The following is a 20,554-nucleotide window of genomic DNA, read 5'->3' as shown; positions in this document are numbered from 1 at the left end:
GCTGACGGCCTAGAGAGGCCGATTTCAGCTCGAAGTTCGACCGAGACACGAGACATATAGAAAGGTAATCGCCATGAGATATGACGATGTACGACTCGACGTGCCCCGTTCGGAACGTGCCGAACATCCGTTTTCAAAGAATCCTATCCATACGGTGGCGTTCGCGGTCCTGACGGCCGCGATGGTCGTCCTGTGCGCGGCTCCGGTTTCGGCGCTCGCCGACGAGCCTGATGGTGCCGCGGCTGTAGGTGCGGCCGCCGTGGTCGGCGTTGCCGATGAACCTGCCGCCGATGCCGCGGCCGATATTGCCGGCGGGTCCGTTGCTGCGGCCGGTGCTGCCGGTGGGTCTGCCGCCGCGGCTGATGCTGCCGACAGGCCTGCTGCCGATGAACCTGATGGCGCTGGCAAGCGCGAAGCCGCCGACAACGATGGGGCCGATAAGCCCGCTGCCGAGGCTGCGGCCGATGCGGCCGCCGAGCCCGAAGCGGTCGCGGCTGCCGATGCCAAGCTCACCGGTTGGCAGAAGATCGAAGGGGAATGGTATTACTACGACAAAAATGGGAACAGGTATGCTAACGATGTGTTCAGCATAGATGGTGATCTCTATTACTTCGATACGCACGGGCGTATGGTCACCGGCTGGCAGAAGATCTATGAGGACTGGTATTACTTCAACGACCAGGGACATATGCTCTTCGAATGGCAGAAGATCGGCGGCTTCTGGTATTACCTGCATCCTGAAGGCGGCAGCATGGTCACCGGATACAAGAAGATCGGTGGAAAGATGTACCTCTTTGCCGATTCCGGGTACATGCGCACCGGTTGGCAGAAGGTCAATGAGAAATTCCCCGATGCAAAATACGCGGACGTGTTCTTCGAATCCAATGGCGCTGCATCGGGCATGATCAGGACGACGAAGGATGGGAAGCTTCTGGTTTCCGACGAAAACCTCAAGACCTTGACCGGCTGGTCCGAAATCGGCGGCTCCTGGTTCTTCTCGGACAAGGAGGGCATCGCGCAGACCGGCTGGCTCAAGCGCGGCGGCAACTGGTATCACATGGCCGGCAACGGTCGCATGGACACGGGCTGGATCAAGGACGACGGCAGCTGGTATCATCTCGGCTCTTCCGGCCGCATGGACACCGGCTGGGAGAAGATCAAGGGCGACTGGTACTACTTCAAGGGCTCCGGCCGCATGGCGACGGGCTGGTACAAGATCGACGGGACGTGGTACTTCTTTACATCCAACGGCGTGCTCGTCGAGTAACATCCGGCATCCGCAACGGATGCTTCTTGCAAGTTGATTCGATCGTTTCCGTCCGGCGTCTCTTCTTTTGGGAGAGACGCCGTTCTCGTCTTTCTCTGGCACATGTGCATCATGCATCGTCGTGTCAAGCTTTGCCGTAGGATGGCCGTATGTCCCATGGGCGCAGGGCGCTATGGGTCGCGCGTCCATTTTATGCGTCCATCTGCCGAAACGGGATGCGGACTAGCTCCGACTTTCCTGCACGTGGTCTATCATCGCATTAGGGGAGCCGTAGCTTCGGTCGATCTGTTTACGGCTCGAAGGGCTCGGATCCGGCTCCGGCCGGCGCCGACGGGGATGCGGGGCAAGGAGGGCGATTGCCATGACGTGCGATGATGTGCGGCTCGATATGTCGCGTTCGGAAAGCAAAGGGAGCTTCTTCTCGAGGGTGTCCTTCGCTGCGGCGGTCTTCGCGTTCTTAGCGGCCGCCGTCCTGTGCGCGGCCCCTGCGCCGGCGTTCGCCGACGAGCCCGCCGCCGACGGCGCGGAGATGCAGCGTGCGGGCGACAAGGTGCTCACGGGTTGGCAGAGGATCGGCGATTACTGGTACCTCTACGACGACGACGGGAACATGCTCACGGGTTGGCAGAAGCCCGGCGGCTACTGGTTCTACCTCGATCCGGATTACGGGTTCATGTATGCTTACGCAATTCTCGATATTGGTGATCATACCTACGGTTTCGACGAGCACGGGCATATGGTGACCGGGTGGTGGGAGTACAACGAGCTCTGGTATCTCTTCGACGAGTCCGGGCGCATGCTCACGGGTTGGCAGAAGCCCAGCGGCTACTGGTTCTACCTCGATACGGACTACGGGTTCATGCATGCCAATGAGTTTCTCCACCTAGAGGATAGCGTCTATTACGTCGATGAATATGGGCACATGGCGACGAGCTGGAAGAAGATCGTCGGGAATTGGTATCTCTTCGACAAGTCCGGGCGCATGCTCACGGGTTGGCAGAAGGTCGGCGGTTACTGGTATTGCCTGGATTCCGAATGGGGCATGCATACGGGATATCAGATGATTGACGGACGCTGGTACCTCTTCGACAAATCCGGGCGCATGCTCACCGGCTGGCAGAGGCTGTATGGAACAGGGGAAGCCATCGAATATGCAGATATCTTCTTCGCGTCCAACGGCGCCGCCTCGGGTGAGATTCGGATGATGTGGGATGGAAATCTGCTGGCCTGGAACGAGGACTCCGGTAATCCGAACGGCTGGTTCGCGCTCGGCGGCTACTGGTTCTTCACGGACGAGCACGGATACGTGCAGACCGGCTGGCTCAAGCGCGGCGGCGACTGGTACCATTTCGCCGACAACGGCCGCATGGACACCGGCTGGGAGAAGATCAAGGGCGACTGGTACTACTTCAAGGGCTCCGGCCGCATGGCTACGGGCTGGCACAAGATTGAAGGGACGTGGTACTTCTTCGCATCCAACGGCGTGTGGATCGGGTAGTCGAGAGGAATTCGGCAACTCGTGCGGCGATTGCGGATAATCGCCTGCGGAGGGGGATTGCCCCAAGATCGTGTTTCGACAACGGCCTCGGTAGTGCACCGGGGCCGATCCTTTTTTCTCGGTTCGATAGCGTCGTATGTTCCGATGGCGTTGTGCGTTCTGGCAGCGTTGCATATCCCGGCGCTGCATGCTTCGATAGCGCTGCGAGTTCTGACGACATTGCGTGTTCCTATAGGTGAACGAACATGCCGTCTCCGCAGCAAGGATCCTGGAAGAAACCTTCGGTGAAAACCCGTACGGCCGACGGCAGCTTGATGGTGCAATGGGAGGTCCGGCTCGTCGTCACCGAATCAGACGTCGAGCAATCCCAGGTCGCCGACATCGGCTTTCGATGCGTCGCGTGCGGTAAAAAGGGGGTATCGGCCACCCCGACGCATCGTGTTGGCGACTGCATCAAGTTCCGTCCGAAAAAAAAAGGGGGGGGGTATAGCCCCTTTTCGACCATCGAATTCGATGCCGATGACAAAAAATCGCTGTTTAGAGAATCTCGAGCATCATTTATGTTGTATTCACAACGAAACCGTCCTTAATCAAGCATCATTTCGTTGTAATAACAACTTATGCACCGAAAATATACCCCTATAGGGTATACTAAACGTCGATTTTTTGGCATCGAGGAAGGGTTTGACTTGCATCCTTCGGCATGCGGCCGCACACGACGGTCGTGTGCCGAATGCGCATCGAACGCATCGAACGCGGCAAACGCAGCCGTCCCTCCGTTCCGACCGCTTGGATTCTCGCTCGCCTTCGCGCTTCCTTCGCAAGCGGTATCATGCATTCGTTTTTTGCAGCATCGCATCGACGGCCTCGACGGATCGGCTTGTGCGCGCCCGATACCATCCGCCCCGCGTCTCGAATGCCGGACACGAAGGCGGATGGATACCATGGGCGATAACACGACGTTCGATGCAGCCTTTCTTGACGGCATCGACCCTCGCATCGTCGAGCGCATCTGCGCGACGCTTCAATGCGATCGGCGGGATATCGTCGATGTCGCGCCTGTGTCGGCAGGCCTTACCAACAAGTCGTTTCGCTTCTCGTGCGCAGGTGAGGCATACATCTATCGGCATCCCGGCGTCGGATCCGACGCGCTCATCAACCGCACATCGGAAGCGTACGCGCTCGGCATCGCGCGCAAGCTGGGGCTCGATTCGACGTTCGTGCACGAGGATCCGATCGAGGGCTGGAAGATCTCCCGCTTCATACCCGGATGCGTCGAATTCGACTATGGAGACGAGGCGCAGGTGGATGCCGCTATGGAACTCATTCGTCGCCTTCATCGAAGCGGCGAGACGTCGCCTTGGTCGTTGGACTTCCATGAAGAGGCGCTCCGTATCCTGGGAATGCTTGAGCAGGCGTCGTATCCGATACCCGACGGCTTCTCCGAACTTCGCGCGACCATCGATGAAGCGGCTGCCTTCCTTGCGCGCGAGAGAGGCGAGAAGGTTTTCTGCCACAACGATTTCTACGGCCCCAACATCCTCGTGAAGGACGGCCGTCTCCAGCTTATCGACTGGGAATACGCCGCCATGGGAGACTACGGCTGCGACCTGGGGAATTTCATCGCGCAAACCCCTGAGTACTCCCTCGATGACTGCACGAGGCTGTTCGATTCCTATTTCCAGAGGCCGGCGACGCCCGCCGAGGCCCGCCATTGCCTCGCGTGCGCGGCCGTCGTCGGGTTCTACTGGTACGTCTGGTCGATGTTCCAGGAGATGCAGGGGAATCCGATGGGCGAATGGCAGGATATCTGGCGCCGCGCGGCCCAACGGTTCGGCGCGCATGTCCTGCCGTCGTACCGATGCGATCCTGCGCTTCGTGCGAGGAGGATGTCGCGCAAGGAATTCGATCGCCTGGTCGCACGCGCGGAGGCGGGGAAGGCGAGCGAGGACGAGCTTCAAGCGCTCGAACCGTATCGCGCGAAGAGGGCGGTCCTGCTCGCAGCCGGGTTCGGCAGCAGGCTCCTTCCCGTCACCGCGACCACCCCCAAGCCGCTCGTGCGCGTCCACGGCGTCCGCATCATCGATCGGCTCATCGATGCCCTTCGCGCCGTCGGCATAGAGGAGATCTACGTGGTCAGGGGCTATCTGAAAGATGAGTTCGACCGGCTGCTTCCGACGTATCCCATGCTGAGGTTCATCGACAATCCCCTCTACGATTCGACGAACAACATATCGTCCGCCGCAGCCGCAGCCGGCTGCTTCGAAAACGCCTACGTCTTCGAGTCGGACCTGTTGCTCGCAAATCCCGGGCTCGTCACGAAATACCAGTTCGAATCGAACTACCTGGCAATTCCCGTCCCGGCGACCGAGGACTGGTGCTTCGATGCCGATGAGAAGGGCTCCATCACGCGCATCGCGAAGGGGAGCGACAAGCCCTGCTGGCAGATGGTGGGGCTGTCGTTTTGGACGAAGGAGGACGGTGCGCGCCTCGCCGCGGACATTCCCGCGGTGTTCGCGCAAAGCGGGGATTGCGCGCAGATCTTCTGGGACGACGTCGCGCTCGTGCATCGTGCGGACGCCTATGACGTGCATGTGAGGGAATGCTCCTTCGACGATGTCGTCGAGATAGACACGTTTGCCGAGCTCCAGGCCATAGATCCGGCCTATGCCGTCGAAGGGGATTAGGCCGCGTCGGGCGTCGATAGTGTCGAATGCCAGATGTTGACGCGCTGTGATGGTCGAAATGCCGTTCACTCGGTATCCTACGAGGAACCTATGGACAGAAGGAATCCTGGGAACCATACGGATCGCACATGTCGACAGTGAAGGATTGCATGCATGGCAGGGCAGACTACAGCTCAAGGTAATTCGTTCGAACTATCGCGGAAGGTTGCGGCCGTATGCTGCGCAGCGGTTCTCGGCGCATCCCTCTACGCGGCGCCCGCCTTCGCCGATGAAGATGAGCTTCTTCTCGATGCCGCTTCGGCCTCGCAAGATGCAACCGCAGGGGCTTCAAGCGAAGCTTCTACCCCGACGGCCGCCGATTCGCTCGGCAACCCCGACGCATCCGGACAGGGCGCGGCATCCGAGGCCGTGCCGGAAGCTCCCGTCTCCGAATCTCCCGCACCTGCTGCTCCTCCTGCAGGCGCGCTTACCCTCAGTGAATCCTCGCTGATGTTCGAAGACGCCCAGGATTCCGCAACGCTTGTCGCTGCGGGCGCCCAGGGTGCCGTTTCCTGGAAAAGCACCGATCCGCGCGTCGCGACCGTGTCGGACGACGGCGTCGTCACGGCGGTCGGTGCGGGAACCTGCCGCATCATCGCGCGCGACGACGCGGGCGTCGAAGCATCCTGCGAGGTGAAGGCCAGCGCCTTCGACCGCAGCGATCCGTCGGGACGCCTGGCGTACCTGCGTCCCGACGGATCGCGCGCCCAGGGCATGGTAAGCGTCCATGGGTTGCGGTATCTGTTCGATGCGAACGGCTGGGCGCGTTCCGGCTGGCAGAAAAACGACGGCGTTTGGATGCACTTCGATCCAAAGATCTTTACGGCCGTTACCGGCTGGAACCGTCTTACGTGGAATGACCAGGCGTCCTGGTACCTCTTCGACGCCGACGGGCGCATGCTGACCGGATGGCAGAAGGACGACGGGAAGTGGTATCTGCTCTCCGATTCCGGCCGCATGCTCAAGGGCTGGCAGAAGGACGAAGGTTCCTGGTATCACATGGCCGATGCCGGCGGTGCCATGGATACGGGCTGGATCAGGGACGACGATAGCTGGTATCTGCTTGCGGAATCCGGGCGCATGCTGACCGGATGGCAGAAGGACGACGGGAAGTGGTATCTGCTCTCCGATTCCGGCCGCATGCTCAAGGGCTGGCAGAAGGACGAAGGTTCCTGGTACCACATGGCCTTCGACGGCGGCGCCATGGAGACCGGCTGGATCAAGAGCGGCGGATCGTGGTATCTGCTCGGCGAGTCGGGCCGCATGCGCACCGGATGGCAGAAGGTCGATGGCAGCTGGTACCACCTGGATGATTACGGCCGCATGGACACGGGGTGGCTCAAGCTTCATGGCACGTGGTACCTGCTTTCCAGCGGCGGACGCATGCTCACCGGCTGGCAGAAGGTCGGCGGAGAATGGTATTACCTGTATGAGCAGGGCGACATGGCGTCCGACGAGTGGGTCGGCGACTACTACGTGCGTCCGAACGGGGAGTGGAGCGATTACGCGACCTCGTACAAGACGGGGTACCAGAATCCTTCGGGGTACTATCAGCTGAGCAGCAAGAACGTGTATTTCAACGGGTACGGCTCGAGCTTCGACTACGCGACGCCCTCGAGGATCGCCAAAAGCGCCACCCGCTCCGAGGCCATCGAGGCGTTCATCGATCGCGCGTACGATTATCGGGGCACCGACTACGTGTGGAACTGGTCGAAGCGGCCGGGCGAAGGCGTCGACTGCATAGGCCTCGTGTTTCAATGCGCATACGCCTGCGGCATGGATTTGGACGGCGGCACGAAGAACTTCGACGACTTCAATCCCTACACGCATTACATGACCGGCGCGAACGGATGGCATAGCCATGATGCCGATAATATGTGGAACTACGGCAAGGTCCAGCATCTTTCGCTATCGCAGCGCGAGCGCGGCGACGTGATCTACTGGCCCGGCCATGTGGCGATATACCTGGGCAACGACAAAATCATCGAAGCGTTCGGCGACGATGTGCACATTACGAGCCTCTGGTCCCATAGAAGCTCCCCGACGGGCGTCATGCGCTTCTTTGTGAAATAATGGCCGGGAAACCGGATGTTCGATAGGCGCATCGCAGGGGGTGCGCCTATTTTTTCGGCTGTCCGTATGGCCGGCACGACGGAGGGATGGGACATGGCGCTTCATACGAAGGACGACAAATTCGCGCATCTTCTTGCGATGTACTGCGAGTTCGATGACTGGGCCCGCGCCCACGACGTCAAGGTGTTCCTCGATTGGGGAACGCTGCTCGGCGCCGTGAGGCATCGCGGCTTCATTCCCTGGGATTTCGATCTCGATATCAGCGCGACGTGGGGAGACTACCAGCGTCTGCTGAAGGCGTGGGACGAAGACCCGCTGCCGAACCGCGCGATCGTCAACATCTACCGCAATCCTGGGTACCCGTCGCTTTTCTCGCGCCTGGTGGACACCACCACGACCGAGATTCGCCGGGCGTCTGCCTGGGACCTTGCGCCGTGCGGCATGTCCATCGACATCTTCCCCCTGGTTCCTTTGCCGAAGGATCCGAAGAAGCGCGAGCGTGCGAAGGATGCGATGCTCGTGTTCTACGAGCTGACGAACCACATGATGCTCAACAAGCGTTCGCGCAGGAAAAGCATGCGTCGGCTCCTTGCGAAGTCTTTGGTCAAACGCCGCATCTTCGGAGAGAAGCGAGTGCTCGAAGACCTGCACAGAATCGCGTTCTCGACGCCCGAGGAAGAATGCACGGCCTATATGGAGCTCACAGGCGGCAGCGTCGATGCCTGCGTCATCGAGAAGGACGTCCTCGGCACGTACAAGGAGCTGCCCTTCGAGGGGCATATGTCCTACGTGCCCGAGAAATACATCGAATTCCTGCAGGCTGGCTACGGCGTGACCTGGCGCAATTATCCGAGCAACCGGTCGGGCGGCTATCATTACGTCGAAAACCTCGACATTCCCTACGACGTGTACGTGCACGACTATATGCAGTTCCTCGACAAGGAGAAGGTTCTCAAGAACTACCGGACCTTCAAAGCCAAGGAGCTTCAGGACGTGCTCATGCGCGCGCACGTATCCCCTGAATACTGCCGCACGTCCCTTCAGCCTGCGCGGCTGCGCGTCGAGGCGTTCGGATCTCCCTCGGAATATACCGAAGGCGTGCCCGAAGACCTTGAAGCCGCCCTGACGGACTACGTGAATGCGCAGATCGCCTCGAAGCCGTGGTACTGGCGCGTCTGGGGCGGCCTGTCAGACGAATGGATCGCGCTCGCGTGCCGCATCTTCTTCGACCGCGGCATGTACAACAAGATCATGCATATCATCACGCAGAGGTCCTGGTCGCTCGACGAACCGTTGCCCGAAAGCATCCTTGAGGTCAAAAACAAGATAGAAGCCATCTTTCGCGTGTACAACGCCATCGATTACGACGATACGGACGAGGTCAGACGCCTTGTCGCGCAGGACGGCGCGGTTCTCGACGCGCTCGTGTCCACGCATGCGGATCTCTATCTGCGCTCGTGCGATGCCGAAGGCGAAGACGATTGGCGCGGGGTCGCCGAGGCGGCCGAAGCGGCGCTCGCCGCATTTCCCGGCGACGACGAGATCGAACGACGCCAGGCCGTCGCGTACGCGCGCATCGGCCGCACGGACGAGGCGTCCGCCATGCTCGAAGACATCATCGTCCGTTCGAACAACGGCATGACGGTCCTCGCCGCTAAGGATGACAGGAAGGAGCTCGGCCTTGACGAGCGCGATTGAGAAGCATCACCTGAAACTCCTGGAGGAATTCGACGCGTTCTGCGCTGAGCGGAACATCCCGTATGCGCTCGCGTTCCATTCCGCATGGGATGCGGAGAAGTTCGGCGGCTATCACGGGGGGATGTACGAGACCTCGGTCCATATGACCGAAGAGGCGTTTCGCAGGCTCCAGGAGGCCGTGCTTCCCGAAGGCCGCGGCATCGTGGGCTTCTCGAAGCGCGGCCATGCGGCGAAGTATGCGGATATGAACGCCATCGCCATCAACTTCGTCGACGAGCCGGTGGAGAAGCTGCCCGTTCCCGGTATCGCCATCGCGATCCTGAACCGGTCTTCCGACGGTTCATGGACGGGATCGAAGCCCCGCAAGCGCAGAGGGTCGTTCGTCCTGCCCGGCACCATCTTCGACGAGCTTCGCCGCGTGAAGCTGGACGACGGCGAGTTCTGGGCGTTCGCCGATGCCGACGCGTACCTCACGGCCCTTGCGGGCGAAAGCTGGCGCACGGCGAAATGGCCGTACTTCACGCCGAAATCCGACATCTACCTCACGTTCGACACGGACACCGATCCGCATCGGTTCATGGCGTCCCCCGTCGTGCGCAGGATGCTGCGGTGGCCGAACCGTGTGTTCCGCGCGAAGTATCGCGACTGGGTCCGCGAGAAGTACAACCCGTTCTACAAGAAGACCCTGCGCTATCCGCTCTACCTGACGAGGACCGAGAACCGCTTCGATCTGTGGGAAACCTATTATCCCCTCGAAGCCGACCTCATCGCCATGTCGAAGGACCCCGCGCGTGCCGAAGAGTTCGAGACCGTGCTCGAACCCCTGATCGAGCGCATGGTGTATTGGAATACGCAGAAGCTCGGCCTGTCCGTGGACGACGATCTGCTGGATCTGTGCATGCCCTTTCTTGAACGCCGTCTGGGCAAGGAAGGCGCCGAGAAGCTCGTCTCGCGCATTCCCGAGGCGTACCGCACCTCCCGCATCGAAGACGTCCTGCGCGAGCGCGGCGTGGGCCATCCGCTGCTCGAAACGGTATAATCCATACGTTCATCTGCCTGCATGGCGTTTAAGGAGCATGGAATGTCACGTACGTACAAGCGGATCCTCCTTCTGATGATGGGCGGGTCCGGCACGCGTTTCGGCGCGCCCGTTCCCAAGCAGTTCGTCGAGGTCGAGGGCAAGCCCACGTTCAGCTATCTGGTCGAGAAGTATGCGAGCATCGATTTCGCCGACCGCATGGTCATCGTCTGCAACGGCGACTGGGTCGACTACACGCGCGAATGGGTTGGAAACCTCGGGCTCGGCATCGATTGGGCCGTGGTCAACGGCGGCGCGAGCCGCTCCGAATCCGTCAAGAACGGCCTGACCGAGGCGGCGAAATCCGCGGTCGCGGGCGATATCGTCTTCATCCACGACGTCACGCACCCCTACGTCGACGAGGCGCATCTCGAGGAGCTGTCCGCCGCTGCGGCGGCCCACGGCGGCGCGACGATGGGCGAATGCCAATACGACACCGTCTACGGCATCGACCCCGAAACCCGCATGCTCGAGCGTGTCATCCCTCGCCAGACGGTGGTGACGGGCGCGAGCCCCGAGGCCTTCGAGTTCTCGCGCATCTGGGGCATCTACAGCACCCTTTCGGTCGATGAGCTGGAGAACTATACGTCGGCGGGCGCCCTTGCGCTGGCGTTCGACATACCGATCGAAGTCGTGCCGACCGACCTCATCAACCTGAAGATTACCTATCGAAACGATATGGAAGCCTTCAAGAAGCTCTTCCATAACTATTATTTCTAGGACAACGATTCCAATCGCGCGGTCATCGGGCCGCGCGATTCTCATCGCAAGGGAGCGCCTATGAAAGCTGCGGTGCTGCACGGCACGCAAGAGGTCGTCTACGAAGACATCGAGCGCACGGAGCCGGCCGCCGGCGAAGTGGTCGTCAAGGTCCACTACACCGGCGTCTGCGGATCCGACGTGCCGCGCGTCCTCCAAGGGCGCGTGCATTTCTTCCCGCTCGTGCTCGGGCACGAATTCTCGGGCCGAATCGTCGCGGTGGGCGACGGCGTCTCCTCCGACCTGGTCGGACGTCGCGTCGCCGGCGTTCCGCTGCAGCCCTGCATGGAATGCGAGGACTGCCTGGAGGGCGACTATTCGCTCTGCGGCCATTACGGCTTCGTCGGCTCCCGCTCCCAGGGCAGCATGGCCGAATACGTCACGCTGCCCGAGAAGAACGTCGTGTTCCTCGGCGATGACGTGCCCGATCTGGACGGCGCGTTCTTCGAGCCCGCATCGGTCGCCATCCACGGCATCGAGCTCGCGCATTTCAAGGAAGGGGCCACGGCCGCGGTCGTGGGCTGCGGGACCATCGGCATCCTCTGCGCCCAGGCGCTTTCCGGCTACGGCGCGTCCAACGTGGTCGCCACCGTGCGTTCGGCCCCGAAGGCCGCCGCCGCCCGCGCCGCCGGCGTGACGAAGCTCGCCGACACGCTGGAGGAAGATTGGCTCGACCAGGTGCTCGCTCTGAACGACGGGCGCCGCTTCGACTACGTCTTCGATACCGCGGGCACGCCGGAAACCATCCTTGATTCGTTCGAGCTGGCCGCCAACAAGGCCCGCGTCATGTTCATCGGCACGCCGTCGCGCGACGTGGCCTTCACCGCGAAGCAGTGGGAGACGATCAACCGCAAGGAACTCACGGTCGGGGGCTCGTGGATGTCCTACAGCAAGCCGTGGCCGGGCGTCGAATGGGATATAGTCAACCGTTTCTTCAATCAAGGAATCATGAGGGTGGTTCCCGAGATGTTAGATACGGTTTACAATCTCTCCGACACATCGGATGCCTTCGAGCGTTACGCCAAGCGCGACGTCGAAGGCAAGATTCTCATCGACTCTTGGGAGGAACACTAGATGATTACGCTGCAGGAAATCGTGAAGAAGAACAAGGAAGGCCGTCGCGCCGGCATCTATTCGTGCTGCTCCGCCAACGAGGACGTCATTCGCGCCGCGCTCATCCGCGCGCGCAAGACCGGGACGCCCGCCCTGATCGAATCCACATCCAACCAGGTGAACCAGCTCGGCGGCTACACGGGCATGACCCCGTTCGACTTCGCCGATTTCGTACGCCGTCTCGCCGAGGAGAACGCGGTGCCTTGGGAGCAGGTCATCGTCGGCGGCGACCATCTGGGCCCGCTGCCCTGGGTGGACTGCGAAGAGGAAGAAGCGCTCGTGAACGCCGAGGAGCTCGTGCGCGAGTGCGTGCTCGCCGGCTATAAGAAGATCCACCTGGACACCAGCATGCGTGTCGCATCCGACGACCCGGCGAAGCCCTTCATGACCAAGACCTGCGCCGAGCGCGGCGCGCGCCTGTGCCGTGCGGCCGAAGACGCCTATGCCCAATACAAGGAATCGCACCCCGAGGCGCCCGAGCTCGTCTACGTCATCGGCAGCGAGGTCCCCGTGCCCGGCGGCGATTTCAACGCCGGCGAAATGGGCGTGACTACGGCGGACGACGCCTACAACACCATCCGCATCTATCGCGAGGAGTTCGAGCGCCTGGGCCTGGAAGAGGCCTTCGGGCGCGTCGTCGCCATCGTCGTCGAGATGGGCGTCGAATTCCACGAGTTCAGGATCGACGAGTACGATCGCACGCGCGCGGCCGACCTCGTCGCCGCGATGCGCAAGGAGCCCCTGTGCATCGAGGGCCATTCGAGCGATTACCAGACCACGACGAACCTGACCGCCATGTGCGAAGACGGCGTCGCCATCCTGAAGGTCGGCCCGGCGCTCACCTTCGCGCTGCGCGAGGCGCTCTTCGCCCTCGAGCAGATCGAGCGCGAGATCTACGCCGAGACGCCCGAGGTCTGGTCCGACTATCGCGAGGTGCTCGAGCGCACGATGCTTGAGAACCCGAAGTCGTGGGCTCCGTACTACCAGGGAACTCCCAACGAGCAGCGCATCGCGCGCGCCTACAGCTTCTACGACCGCTGCCGCTACTACTTCGCGCAGCCGGCCGTCGTCGCGGCCCGCGACGCGCTGGTGGAAAACCTGTCCGGCAACAAGATTCCGCATTGCATGCTGAGCCAGTACCTGCCCAACCAGTACTATCGCGTGCGCATCGGCGCTCTGAAGAACGAAGCCGCCGACATCATCTGGGATCACATCGGCGATGCCATCGACGGCTACCTGCGTGCGACCGATTACTGCGGCGTGGGCGAGCCTCTTTCGGCTCCGCTCTTCTAAGACGAGTGCTTCAAGGGGGAACGCACGCTATGGCGGACATCTCAACGCTCCGGACGTCTGAAGACATCGATTTCATCAAGCAGGCGTTCGGAGAGTCCTACTACGACATCAAGACCTACGAGGACCTGCGCGCGGCGCAGGTCCTTTCCGCCACGCGCGCGGCGAACGTCGAGCTTCTGGTGAAGTTCGACGCCTTCTGCCGCCTGCATGGCATCAAGTACTTCGCCTACGGCAAGACGCTGCGCGGCGTGGTGTCGTATGCCGACTTCCTGCCGGGCGACGCCGAGCTCGAGCTCGGCATCCTGCGCGCGGATTACGACCGGCTGGTCGGCGCCTGCCGCCGTTTGACCGACGAAGAGGTCGAGGAGCTGGGCTGGCGCTTCGATACGACGTTTGCCAAGAAGCGCTACCGGGACATCGATGCCATCTACCCGCGCGTGACCGCGCTCGAACCGACTCCGGTCCTCTACGATGGGAAGGTCGTGTTCGACGGGTCGTCCCTGCCGATGCAGGTGCGCGGATCGTTCGAGCTGCCCGTCTTCGAAGAGGTGCCCGACGACTTCTTCACGCGCAAGAAGTTCTTCCGCCAGATGAAGAGGCGCAACACCATCATGAAGCGTGCCATGAACGCGCGCGAGCTCATGATCGACGACGAGGGCGTGACGCGCTTCCAGCATGGTGCGCGTCTGCGTTATCGGTTCCTGCCGCTTCGGTTCGCCTCATGGCTCATGCATCATCGCGCGCGCAAGTACGCGGGGCGGGGCATGAGCAACGTCACGCGCGTCGCGGGATGGCGCTCCGTCACGGTTCCCATCACCGATTTCGGTGAGATGCAGCGCCTTCCGTTCGCAGGCATCCAGATCTACTGCCCGATTCGTCCCGATATCTGGGCGAAGGAGCCGATTATCGAGACGACCCCCGAGCTGCGCCGCCTTCAGGAGGACGCGAAGGAGATCGTCGCCGAGATCGACCGCATCTGCCAGAAGCTCGGCATCCAGTACTTCGCATGCGGCGGCACGATGCTCGGCTACGTGCGTCACGGCGGTTTCATCCCGTGGGACGACGATATCGACATCGGTATGATGCGTGCCGACTACGAACGCTTCAAGGCCGAGGCGGGCGCGCTGCTCGACGGCGAACGCTTCTTCCTGCAGACGCGCGAGACCGATCCGAACATCCCGTACCTGTTCTCGAAGGTCAGGATGAACGGCACCACCTACATCACCGACTACAACAAATTCCGCGATTTCCATAAGGGCATCTGCGTGGACGTGTTCCCGTTCGACTACATCCCGAACGACCCGTCCGAGCAGCGCGCGTTCCGCGGGCAGGTCAAGGCGGCGGCGCGGGCGCATAACCGCATCGTGAACCGCCAATATCCGAAGGCTCAGTCGGCAAGCGTCGGCGCGAAGAAGAACATCGACTGGCTCATCTCGCAGATCAACGGGCGTCTGCTGGCGCACCATTACTGGTCGTTGTCGCTGGATGAGACGCAGCGCCATTTCGACGAGGTGGCCGAAACCTACAACGACCAGGCGATCGAAGAGGGCCTGCAGTACGTCGCCTGCTTCGTTCCGTCGTATACGATGGCGAAGGTGTCCGACCTGTATCCCGCGCAGCGCGTGAGCTTCGACGGGCTCGACATCATGCTGCCGAACAACCCCGAGGTCTTCCTGCGCATGCAGTACGGCAACTTCATGGTGCTGCCGTATCCGCATCAGCGTGCCGGCCATGACCTGCTGCTCTGGTCCGACGAAGAGGGCGTGGGCGGCGGCCGCGAGGCCGAAGAGCTCGCCGCCGAGGAAGCCGACGAATAGACGTCTACGGGCGCCTGCGGGGCGCTCGGTCGCGATGCGCCCCGTCTTCTTTGGATAGCATCCGTTTCGAGACGGGTTCGATAGCGTATTCCCGCGCGCCCCATGCAGCGAAAACGGCCGCGGCGGCCACGACGAGGTAGGGAAGAAGCGCGCCTTCCATGTAGAGGGGCGTGAAGGAGTAGATCTGGTTCAGCGCGATATGCGTGAGGTAGAGCTCCAGCGAGAACCCGCCGACGAACGATAGGAACCGCATCGCCGCAGGCTTCTCGGGCACGCCCGGTCTGTCGAAGATCGCGAAGACGCCGCAGATCGCATAGCTGAGGGAAATGCCGCCGAGGGCCTGGAACAAGCGGTTCCAAGGAACAACGATGAGATCGGTGGGCTTGAGGGATACGAAGGTCACGGCCAGCGCCGCGACGATGATCCAGGTCCACCAGCCCAAGGTGCGGCGTTCGTAGACGTACTTTCCCGCGAAGCAGCCGAAGACGAACACGGGGATGCGTCCGATGGCGATTTCGATCATGTAGTAGAAATCGGGGACGTATGCCCACAGGGAGAGATCGACCGCGATGATGAGCGCTTCGAGGACGACGAGCCTGACCGCCGCGTTCCCGCGCGGCGATTCGAAGAGGAACGCATGGATGAGCGGATAGCATGCATACAGGGGGATGAGGAGCGAGACGAACCAGACGGAGGCGACGCCTGTGAACCAGAACTCCAGCGTCGTGGCCTTCAAGACGAAGTGCGCCATCGCCGTGCCAAGGTCGGGATCCTGCACAAGGCAGCGGATGATCCAGTACCCGTAATCGATGACGACGAGAGGCACGATGAGGCGCACCGCCCTTTTCTTCATGAAGTCATGCAGCGTCGGTTTCTTCGCATACGAGAAGAAGAGGCACACGCCCGAAAGGAAGAGGAAGATGTCGACGCCGGCGTTGCCGAGCTCCATGATGCCCTTGAACCAGAGAAGCTGCTCGATGCCGAACGAGAAGTCGACGTTATCGATCGTCGCATGATAGATGACGATCCAGAGTATCGCGAACCCGTACAGAGGCGCGCGATAGGTGCTCACGATATCGAGCCTGAAGGGCTTCAAGGGCGGATTCTCCTTGCGGCGTGATGGATGGGAAAGTTGCATGGATTATACGCCCACGGCTTACGTCGTACGACCGCATCGGCAGGCGGGCGCTTATTTCGATAGGTCGTCGTTTTCGTCCCAGCCCCAGTAGACCGCATGGGTCTGCCCATACCACCAGACCCAGGATCCCAGATCGACCGTGCGGATATAGCCGACGTTGTCCATGACGCGCCCGTTGCCGATGTAGATGCCGATGTGTCCCCAGATGGATCCGGCCCAGGTGTGCGGATGGGAGGATGTGGCGACCTCCATGCCGACCTTGAGGTCGGCCGGGTCCTTGGAATTGCAGAAGTCCCAGTACATATTGCACGCATCGCCGGGATAGACGTACGACGTCCCCGTCGCGTCGCGATAGACCCGATCGACCCACTCCGAGCAGAGGTTGCCGCCGGGAGAAGGAACGGTGTAGCAGGATGCCACCATGGCTCTCTGCCGCTTGGTGAGCGTGCCGTCCTGCACGCCGTCGAGGGTGGGAAGGGCGCCGTTCGGCATGAGGCAGTACCAGACGCCGCCGGTCTTCACCCATCCCGTGTCCATGCGGCCTGAATCGCGCAGGTGGTACCAGGTGCCGCTCAGTTTCGTCCAGCCGGTGTCCATCCTGCCGGAGGCGCGCAGGTGGTACCAATATCCCTCGTCTTCGACCCAACCCGTCTCCATGGCGCCGCCGGCATCGGCTAGGCGGAACCAGGAGCCGTCGTCTTTCTGCCAGCCCTTGAGCATGCGGCCGGATTCGGCGAGCAGGTACCATTTTCCGCTATCTTTCTGCCAGCCGGTGCGCATACGGCCTTCGTCATCGAAAAGGTACCAGGACATCGTGCCGTTCCATGCAAGGCGCGCCCAGCCCGTATCGGCCGCGCCGGACGATGAGAGATGATGCCAGAAGCCTCCGTCTTTGATCCAGCCGGTCCGCATGCGTCCGGATTCGCCCAGGCAGTACGATGCGCTTCCGACCTTCTGCCAGCCGGTGAGCATGCGGCCCTCATCGTCGAAGAGGTACCACGAGGGATCGTCGCCGTTGTAGGAGGCACGCCGCCATCCCTGCGCCGCGGCGCCCGTCTTGCTGTCGAACAGGTACCAGACGCCTTCGTGGTCGATCCATCCGGTCCGAGGATCGCCGTTTCCGTCGAAGAAGAAGATCGCCGCTCCGACCTTCTGCAACCCGACCGCCTTCGAACCGTCGGGGTTGAGGTAATGGGGTCGGTCGAGCTCGTCGTAGACGAGCTGCGATGCCGATACCGCGCATGTCGCGACCGCGCCCGTTTCGTCCGTTGCGGTGATCGCGCAGGTGCCGAACCCCGTCGCCGTCACGACGCCTTCGGGCGATACGGTCGCCACGGCATCCGACGAGCTTGTCCAGGTCACGGAGCCCGATGCGTCGATCGCGGCAAGCCGGTGCGTTTCGCCTGCGTTCGCGAATGCGAGCTCTGCCGCATCGAGCGAGAAGCCTGCGGCTGCGGCGCCGTCCCCATTGTCCGCGATCGTCGATCCCTCCTCGTCGCGAGCGACGGCGCCCGTGGCGGCTTCATCGACAGGATCGTCCGATTCTCGATCGGATGGCATCGAGGCCGCCGCGAAAGCATCGCCTTGATTCGCGTCGGCGGCCAAGGCGTCATCTGCACCCGCGTCGTCGGCGAAGGCGGGGCGCGCAAGGAAGGCGGGGTGCGCGAGCGCAAGGAAAGACATGGCCAGAAGCGCAGCGATTGCGGCTGCGATGAGGGCGATTGCGGGGCGTGAGGCCTGTTTCGGGGCGGATGGCACGGTCATGGCGGCCTTTCTTGAGGAGATGTTGCACTTTTTAGGCGAAAACAGGACCGAAGGGTCTCGTCTATACACGTTACGGCAGGTAGTCTCACATTATGCAGCAAACAAGGACGCGGTGCGAATCGCGAATGCTGCACGACGCGCAACGCCGACGGCACTTCCTCGGCATCCCTCCGTAAACGCAGCCTGCGCGTCGGGAAGGTTTGATATGAACGCTTTGACCAAGGTCCTCCTCGCCCTGGTGTGCGCATGCTGCGTCGCGCTGTGCATCGGGGGAATGGCGCCGAAGCCCGCCTGCGCTCTTGAGCCCATGTCGTTGTCCGATGAGATGAAGTACTTCGCGAAGTACGAGAGCTCCCAGAATTACGCGCAGACCTTCAGCTCGGGCGACGACTACAACGCGATGGGCTACTACCAGTTCGATCGTCGGTACGGCCTGCGCGATTTCATGCAGACGTGCTATGACGACCATCCGCATATCTTCAAGGCGCTGGGAAAGGCCTTGGAGTATTCGAGCGGGGATTTCAAGAACAAAGACGTCGTCTACACGGATGATGATGGCTACGTGCATTTCACATCGTTCGGCGTGACCCTCAACGCGGCGTGGAAGGCCGCGTATAAGAGCGATCCGGAGCTTTTCGCCGGCTATCAGGACGCCTGGGCATATCAGCAGTACTACCGGCCCGTGCAGAGGATCATGAAGTCGCGGTACGGGATCGATCTTTCCGAGCGTTCCGACTGCATCAAAGGCCTCTGCTGGGGCATGTGCAACCTCTTCGGCCAGACAGGCTGCCTGTATTTCTTCGACAAGGCGGGTCTGAGCGCCGGCATGTCCGATCGCCAGTTCGCACGCGCGGCCTGCAACGCGGTCGTCGACAATGTGGCGGCGCGGTATCCGTCTCAACCTCAGTATCATCAGGGCTGGCAGAACCGCTACAAGAAGGAGCTCGCCGACTGCCTCGGCTATCTGGGTCAGTGGATCCAAAAAGCCGGAGGGTGGACGTTCGTGGTGAAAGGCAAGCCGCTCACGAGCGAATGGGAAGAGATCGACGGCTCCTGGTACTACTTCGATAAGGACGGATATGCCGTCCAAGACACGTGGAAGAAGATCGGCGGCTCCTGGTATCTGTTCGACGACGGCTGCCATATGCTCACCGGCTGGCAGAAGCCGGAGCGGGCCTGGTATTACCTCGATTCGTCGGGCGCGATGGTGCAGGGCTGGCGGAAGATCCGCTACGACGGCACGATGAGCTGGTTCTACTTCCGCACCGGCAACTCCGGCGGACAGATGCTCACGGGTTGGCGGACGATTCCCTACGACGGATCGGATCGCGACTTCTACTTCACCGACGACGGCGTCATGCTCACCGGCTGGCAGAAGATCGGCGGTTCCTGGTACGCGTTTTCCGGCAGCGGCGTCGCGTATGCGGGTTGGGAGAAGCTCGACTACGGCGGAACTGCCTCATGGTTCCTCTTCGGCGACGACCATCGCATGCGCACCGGCTGGCAGGATGCGGACGGCGAGCGCTACTATCTGGCGGGAAGCGGCGTCATGCTCACCGGCTGGCAGAAGATCGACGGCTCATACTATCTGCTCGAAGGCAGCGGAGCGCTCGTGCGCGGCTGGTATTTCGGCGGCGTGAACACCTACTATCTCGGCGCGGACGGCGCGATGGCCACCGGCTGGCAGAGGATCGACGGATCCTGGTATCTGTTCGACGATGACGGGCATCGCCTGACCGGCTGGCAGAAACCGTACGTGAACTGGTATCGCTTCGACGATGACGGCAAGATGCTCACCGGGTGGCAGAAAATCGAGCACGACGGCTCGATGCGCTGGTTCTACTTCATGCCGGGCGACGGGGGCGGCCGCATGCTCACCGGCTGGCAAAAGATCGTCTACGACGGCAAGGAGCGCACGTTCTACTTCGACAAGAGCGGTGCGATGCTCACGGGCACCCAGGTCATCGACGGCGTCACCTACACCTTCGAGAGCAGCGGCGTGCTGCAGGAACCCGATTCCGCGAACGCCGCGCCCCACGCATTGATGATGGACGTGCCGGACGATGCGGATGACGCATCGGGCGCGCAGGTCCGTGCGGTCGACGCGACGGAAGCGGCGGAGATGGAGGAGATAGGGGATGCGACGGGCGACCAGGGCGCTGCCATCGATTCCGATGTCGAGGCTGCGTCGGTCGGGCCTGCAGGACCGGATGGCAGCACGGCTGTGCGCGACGAGGCGGCCGCGAGCCTGTCGGATGCGCAGCCTGCGGCATAATCCCGGTCTTCGGCCCGGGTGCATGCACGGCGTATAATGGCACCTACGTTTTCCC

The 20,554-nt window shown here is 61.8% G+C and carries 14 protein-coding genes; 12 read left to right on the top strand and 2 right to left on the bottom strand.

Annotated features, from left to right (window positions below):
- Positions 1-73 precede the first annotated feature (73 nt).
- The 11 genes from HMPREF1155_RS01085 (at position 74) to HMPREF1155_RS01040 (ending at position 15,322) form a co-directional block, all read left to right on the top strand.
- Positions 74-1,267: an N-acetylmuramoyl-L-alanine amidase family protein gene (locus tag HMPREF1155_RS01085; protein WP_009076623.1), complete on the top strand. Its 1,194-nt coding sequence runs from the start codon at positions 74-76 to the stop codon at positions 1,265-1,267.
- Between the two features lie 361 nt (positions 1,268-1,628).
- On the top strand, positions 1,629-2,765 hold the full coding sequence (locus HMPREF1155_RS01080) for an N-acetylmuramoyl-L-alanine amidase family protein (RefSeq protein WP_009076526.1): 1,137 nt from the start codon (positions 1,629-1,631) through the stop codon (positions 2,763-2,765).
- A gap of 245 nt (positions 2,766-3,010) precedes the next feature.
- Positions 3,011-3,355 (top strand): hypothetical protein, encoded by a 345-nt coding sequence (locus tag HMPREF1155_RS08950; RefSeq protein WP_155999079.1) that lies wholly within the window; start codon positions 3,011-3,013, stop codon positions 3,353-3,355.
- A 354-nt stretch (positions 3,356-3,709) separates the two neighbouring features.
- Positions 3,710-5,452, top strand: a complete 1,743-nt coding sequence (locus HMPREF1155_RS01075; protein WP_009076482.1) for a phosphotransferase — start codon at positions 3,710-3,712, stop codon at positions 5,450-5,452.
- Between the two features lie 153 nt (positions 5,453-5,605).
- Positions 5,606-7,564 carry an NlpC/P60 family protein gene (locus HMPREF1155_RS01070; protein ID WP_009076156.1) on the top strand — a complete coding sequence of 653 codons (1,959 nt, stop codon included), beginning with the start codon at positions 5,606-5,608 and terminating at the stop codon, positions 7,562-7,564.
- Positions 7,565-7,657: 93 nt separating this feature from the next.
- Entirely contained in the window at positions 7,658-9,262 is a 1,605-nt protein-coding gene (locus tag HMPREF1155_RS01065; RefSeq protein ID WP_238319036.1) for a phosphorylcholine transferase LicD, read from the top strand.
- Positions 9,246-10,301 carry a hypothetical protein gene (locus HMPREF1155_RS01060; RefSeq protein ID WP_009076468.1) on the top strand — a complete coding sequence of 352 codons (1,056 nt, stop codon included), beginning with the start codon at positions 9,246-9,248 and terminating at the stop codon, positions 10,299-10,301. Before HMPREF1155_RS01065 ends, HMPREF1155_RS01060 begins: the two co-directional genes overlap by 17 nt.
- Positions 10,302-10,343: 42 nt before the next feature.
- Positions 10,344-11,060 carry a 2-C-methyl-D-erythritol 4-phosphate cytidylyltransferase gene (locus HMPREF1155_RS01055; RefSeq protein WP_009076273.1) on the top strand — a complete coding sequence of 239 codons (717 nt, stop codon included), beginning with the start codon at positions 10,344-10,346 and terminating at the stop codon, positions 11,058-11,060.
- 60 nt (positions 11,061-11,120) lie between these two features.
- Complete coding sequence (locus HMPREF1155_RS01050; RefSeq protein ID WP_009076168.1) at positions 11,121-12,173, top strand: galactitol-1-phosphate 5-dehydrogenase; 1,053 nt, start codon at positions 11,121-11,123, stop codon at positions 12,171-12,173.
- The gene (locus tag HMPREF1155_RS01045) at positions 12,174-13,505 is read left to right on the top strand and encodes a class II D-tagatose-bisphosphate aldolase, non-catalytic subunit (protein ID WP_009076621.1); all 1,332 of its coding nucleotides are present in this window, start codon (positions 12,174-12,176) and stop codon (positions 13,503-13,505) included. It abuts the gene before it with no gap.
- A gap of 29 nt (positions 13,506-13,534) precedes the next feature.
- Positions 13,535-15,322 (top strand): LicD family protein, encoded by a 1,788-nt coding sequence (locus tag HMPREF1155_RS01040; protein ID WP_009076568.1) that lies wholly within the window; start codon positions 13,535-13,537, stop codon positions 15,320-15,322.
- Positions 15,323-15,326: 4 nt separating this feature from the next.
- Here the strand turns inward: HMPREF1155_RS01040 and HMPREF1155_RS01035 are convergent, their stop codons facing one another.
- Both HMPREF1155_RS01035 and HMPREF1155_RS01030 read right to left on the bottom strand, forming a co-directional pair.
- Complete coding sequence (locus tag HMPREF1155_RS01035) at positions 15,327-16,418, bottom strand: acyltransferase (RefSeq protein WP_009076104.1); 1,092 nt, start codon at positions 16,416-16,418, stop codon at positions 15,327-15,329.
- 93 nt (positions 16,419-16,511) lie between these two features.
- The gene (locus HMPREF1155_RS01030) at positions 16,512-18,224 is read right to left on the bottom strand and encodes an Ig-like domain-containing protein (RefSeq protein ID WP_009076425.1); all 1,713 of its coding nucleotides are present in this window, start codon (positions 18,222-18,224) and stop codon (positions 16,512-16,514) included.
- 205 nt (positions 18,225-18,429) lie between these two features.
- Between HMPREF1155_RS01030 and HMPREF1155_RS01025 the strand changes: the two genes are divergently transcribed.
- Complete coding sequence (locus HMPREF1155_RS01025) at positions 18,430-20,499, top strand: N-acetylmuramoyl-L-alanine amidase family protein (protein ID WP_009076136.1); 2,070 nt, start codon at positions 18,430-18,432, stop codon at positions 20,497-20,499.
- The last annotated feature ends 55 nt before the right edge of the window (positions 20,500-20,554 follow it).

It is taken from the genome of Slackia sp. CM382 (assembly GCF_000293015.1).
Taxonomy (GTDB): Bacteria; Actinomycetota; Coriobacteriia; order Coriobacteriales; family Eggerthellaceae; genus Slackia; species Slackia exigua.
The sequence above is the reverse complement of the archived record's forward strand: the minus strand, read 5'-3'. Positions and strand labels throughout refer to the sequence as shown.

Coding starts and splice junctions, on each gene's coding strand:
- HMPREF1155_RS01080 (WP_009076526.1), top strand. CDS start 1,629: ATGACGTGCGATGATGTGCGGCTCGATATGTCGCGTTCGGAAAGCAAA.
- HMPREF1155_RS01025 (WP_009076136.1), top strand. CDS start 18,430: ATGAACGCTTTGACCAAGGTCCTCCTCGCCCTGGTGTGCGCATGCTGC.
- HMPREF1155_RS01040 (WP_009076568.1), top strand. CDS start 13,535: ATGGCGGACATCTCAACGCTCCGGACGTCTGAAGACATCGATTTCATC.
- HMPREF1155_RS01030 (WP_009076425.1), bottom strand. CDS start 18,224: ATGACCGTGCCATCCGCCCCGAAACAGGCCTCACGCCCCGCAATCGCC.
- HMPREF1155_RS01045 (WP_009076621.1), top strand. CDS start 12,174: ATGATTACGCTGCAGGAAATCGTGAAGAAGAACAAGGAAGGCCGTCGC.
- HMPREF1155_RS01050 (WP_009076168.1), top strand. CDS start 11,121: ATGAAAGCTGCGGTGCTGCACGGCACGCAAGAGGTCGTCTACGAAGAC.
- HMPREF1155_RS01085 (WP_009076623.1), top strand. CDS start 74: ATGAGATATGACGATGTACGACTCGACGTGCCCCGTTCGGAACGTGCC.
- HMPREF1155_RS01055 (WP_009076273.1), top strand. CDS start 10,344: ATGTCACGTACGTACAAGCGGATCCTCCTTCTGATGATGGGCGGGTCC.
- HMPREF1155_RS01075 (WP_009076482.1), top strand. CDS start 3,710: ATGGGCGATAACACGACGTTCGATGCAGCCTTTCTTGACGGCATCGAC.
- HMPREF1155_RS01070 (WP_009076156.1), top strand. CDS start 5,606: ATGGCAGGGCAGACTACAGCTCAAGGTAATTCGTTCGAACTATCGCGG.
- HMPREF1155_RS01065 (WP_238319036.1), top strand. CDS start 7,658: ATGGCGCTTCATACGAAGGACGACAAATTCGCGCATCTTCTTGCGATG.
- HMPREF1155_RS08950 (WP_155999079.1), top strand. CDS start 3,011: ATGCCGTCTCCGCAGCAAGGATCCTGGAAGAAACCTTCGGTGAAAACC.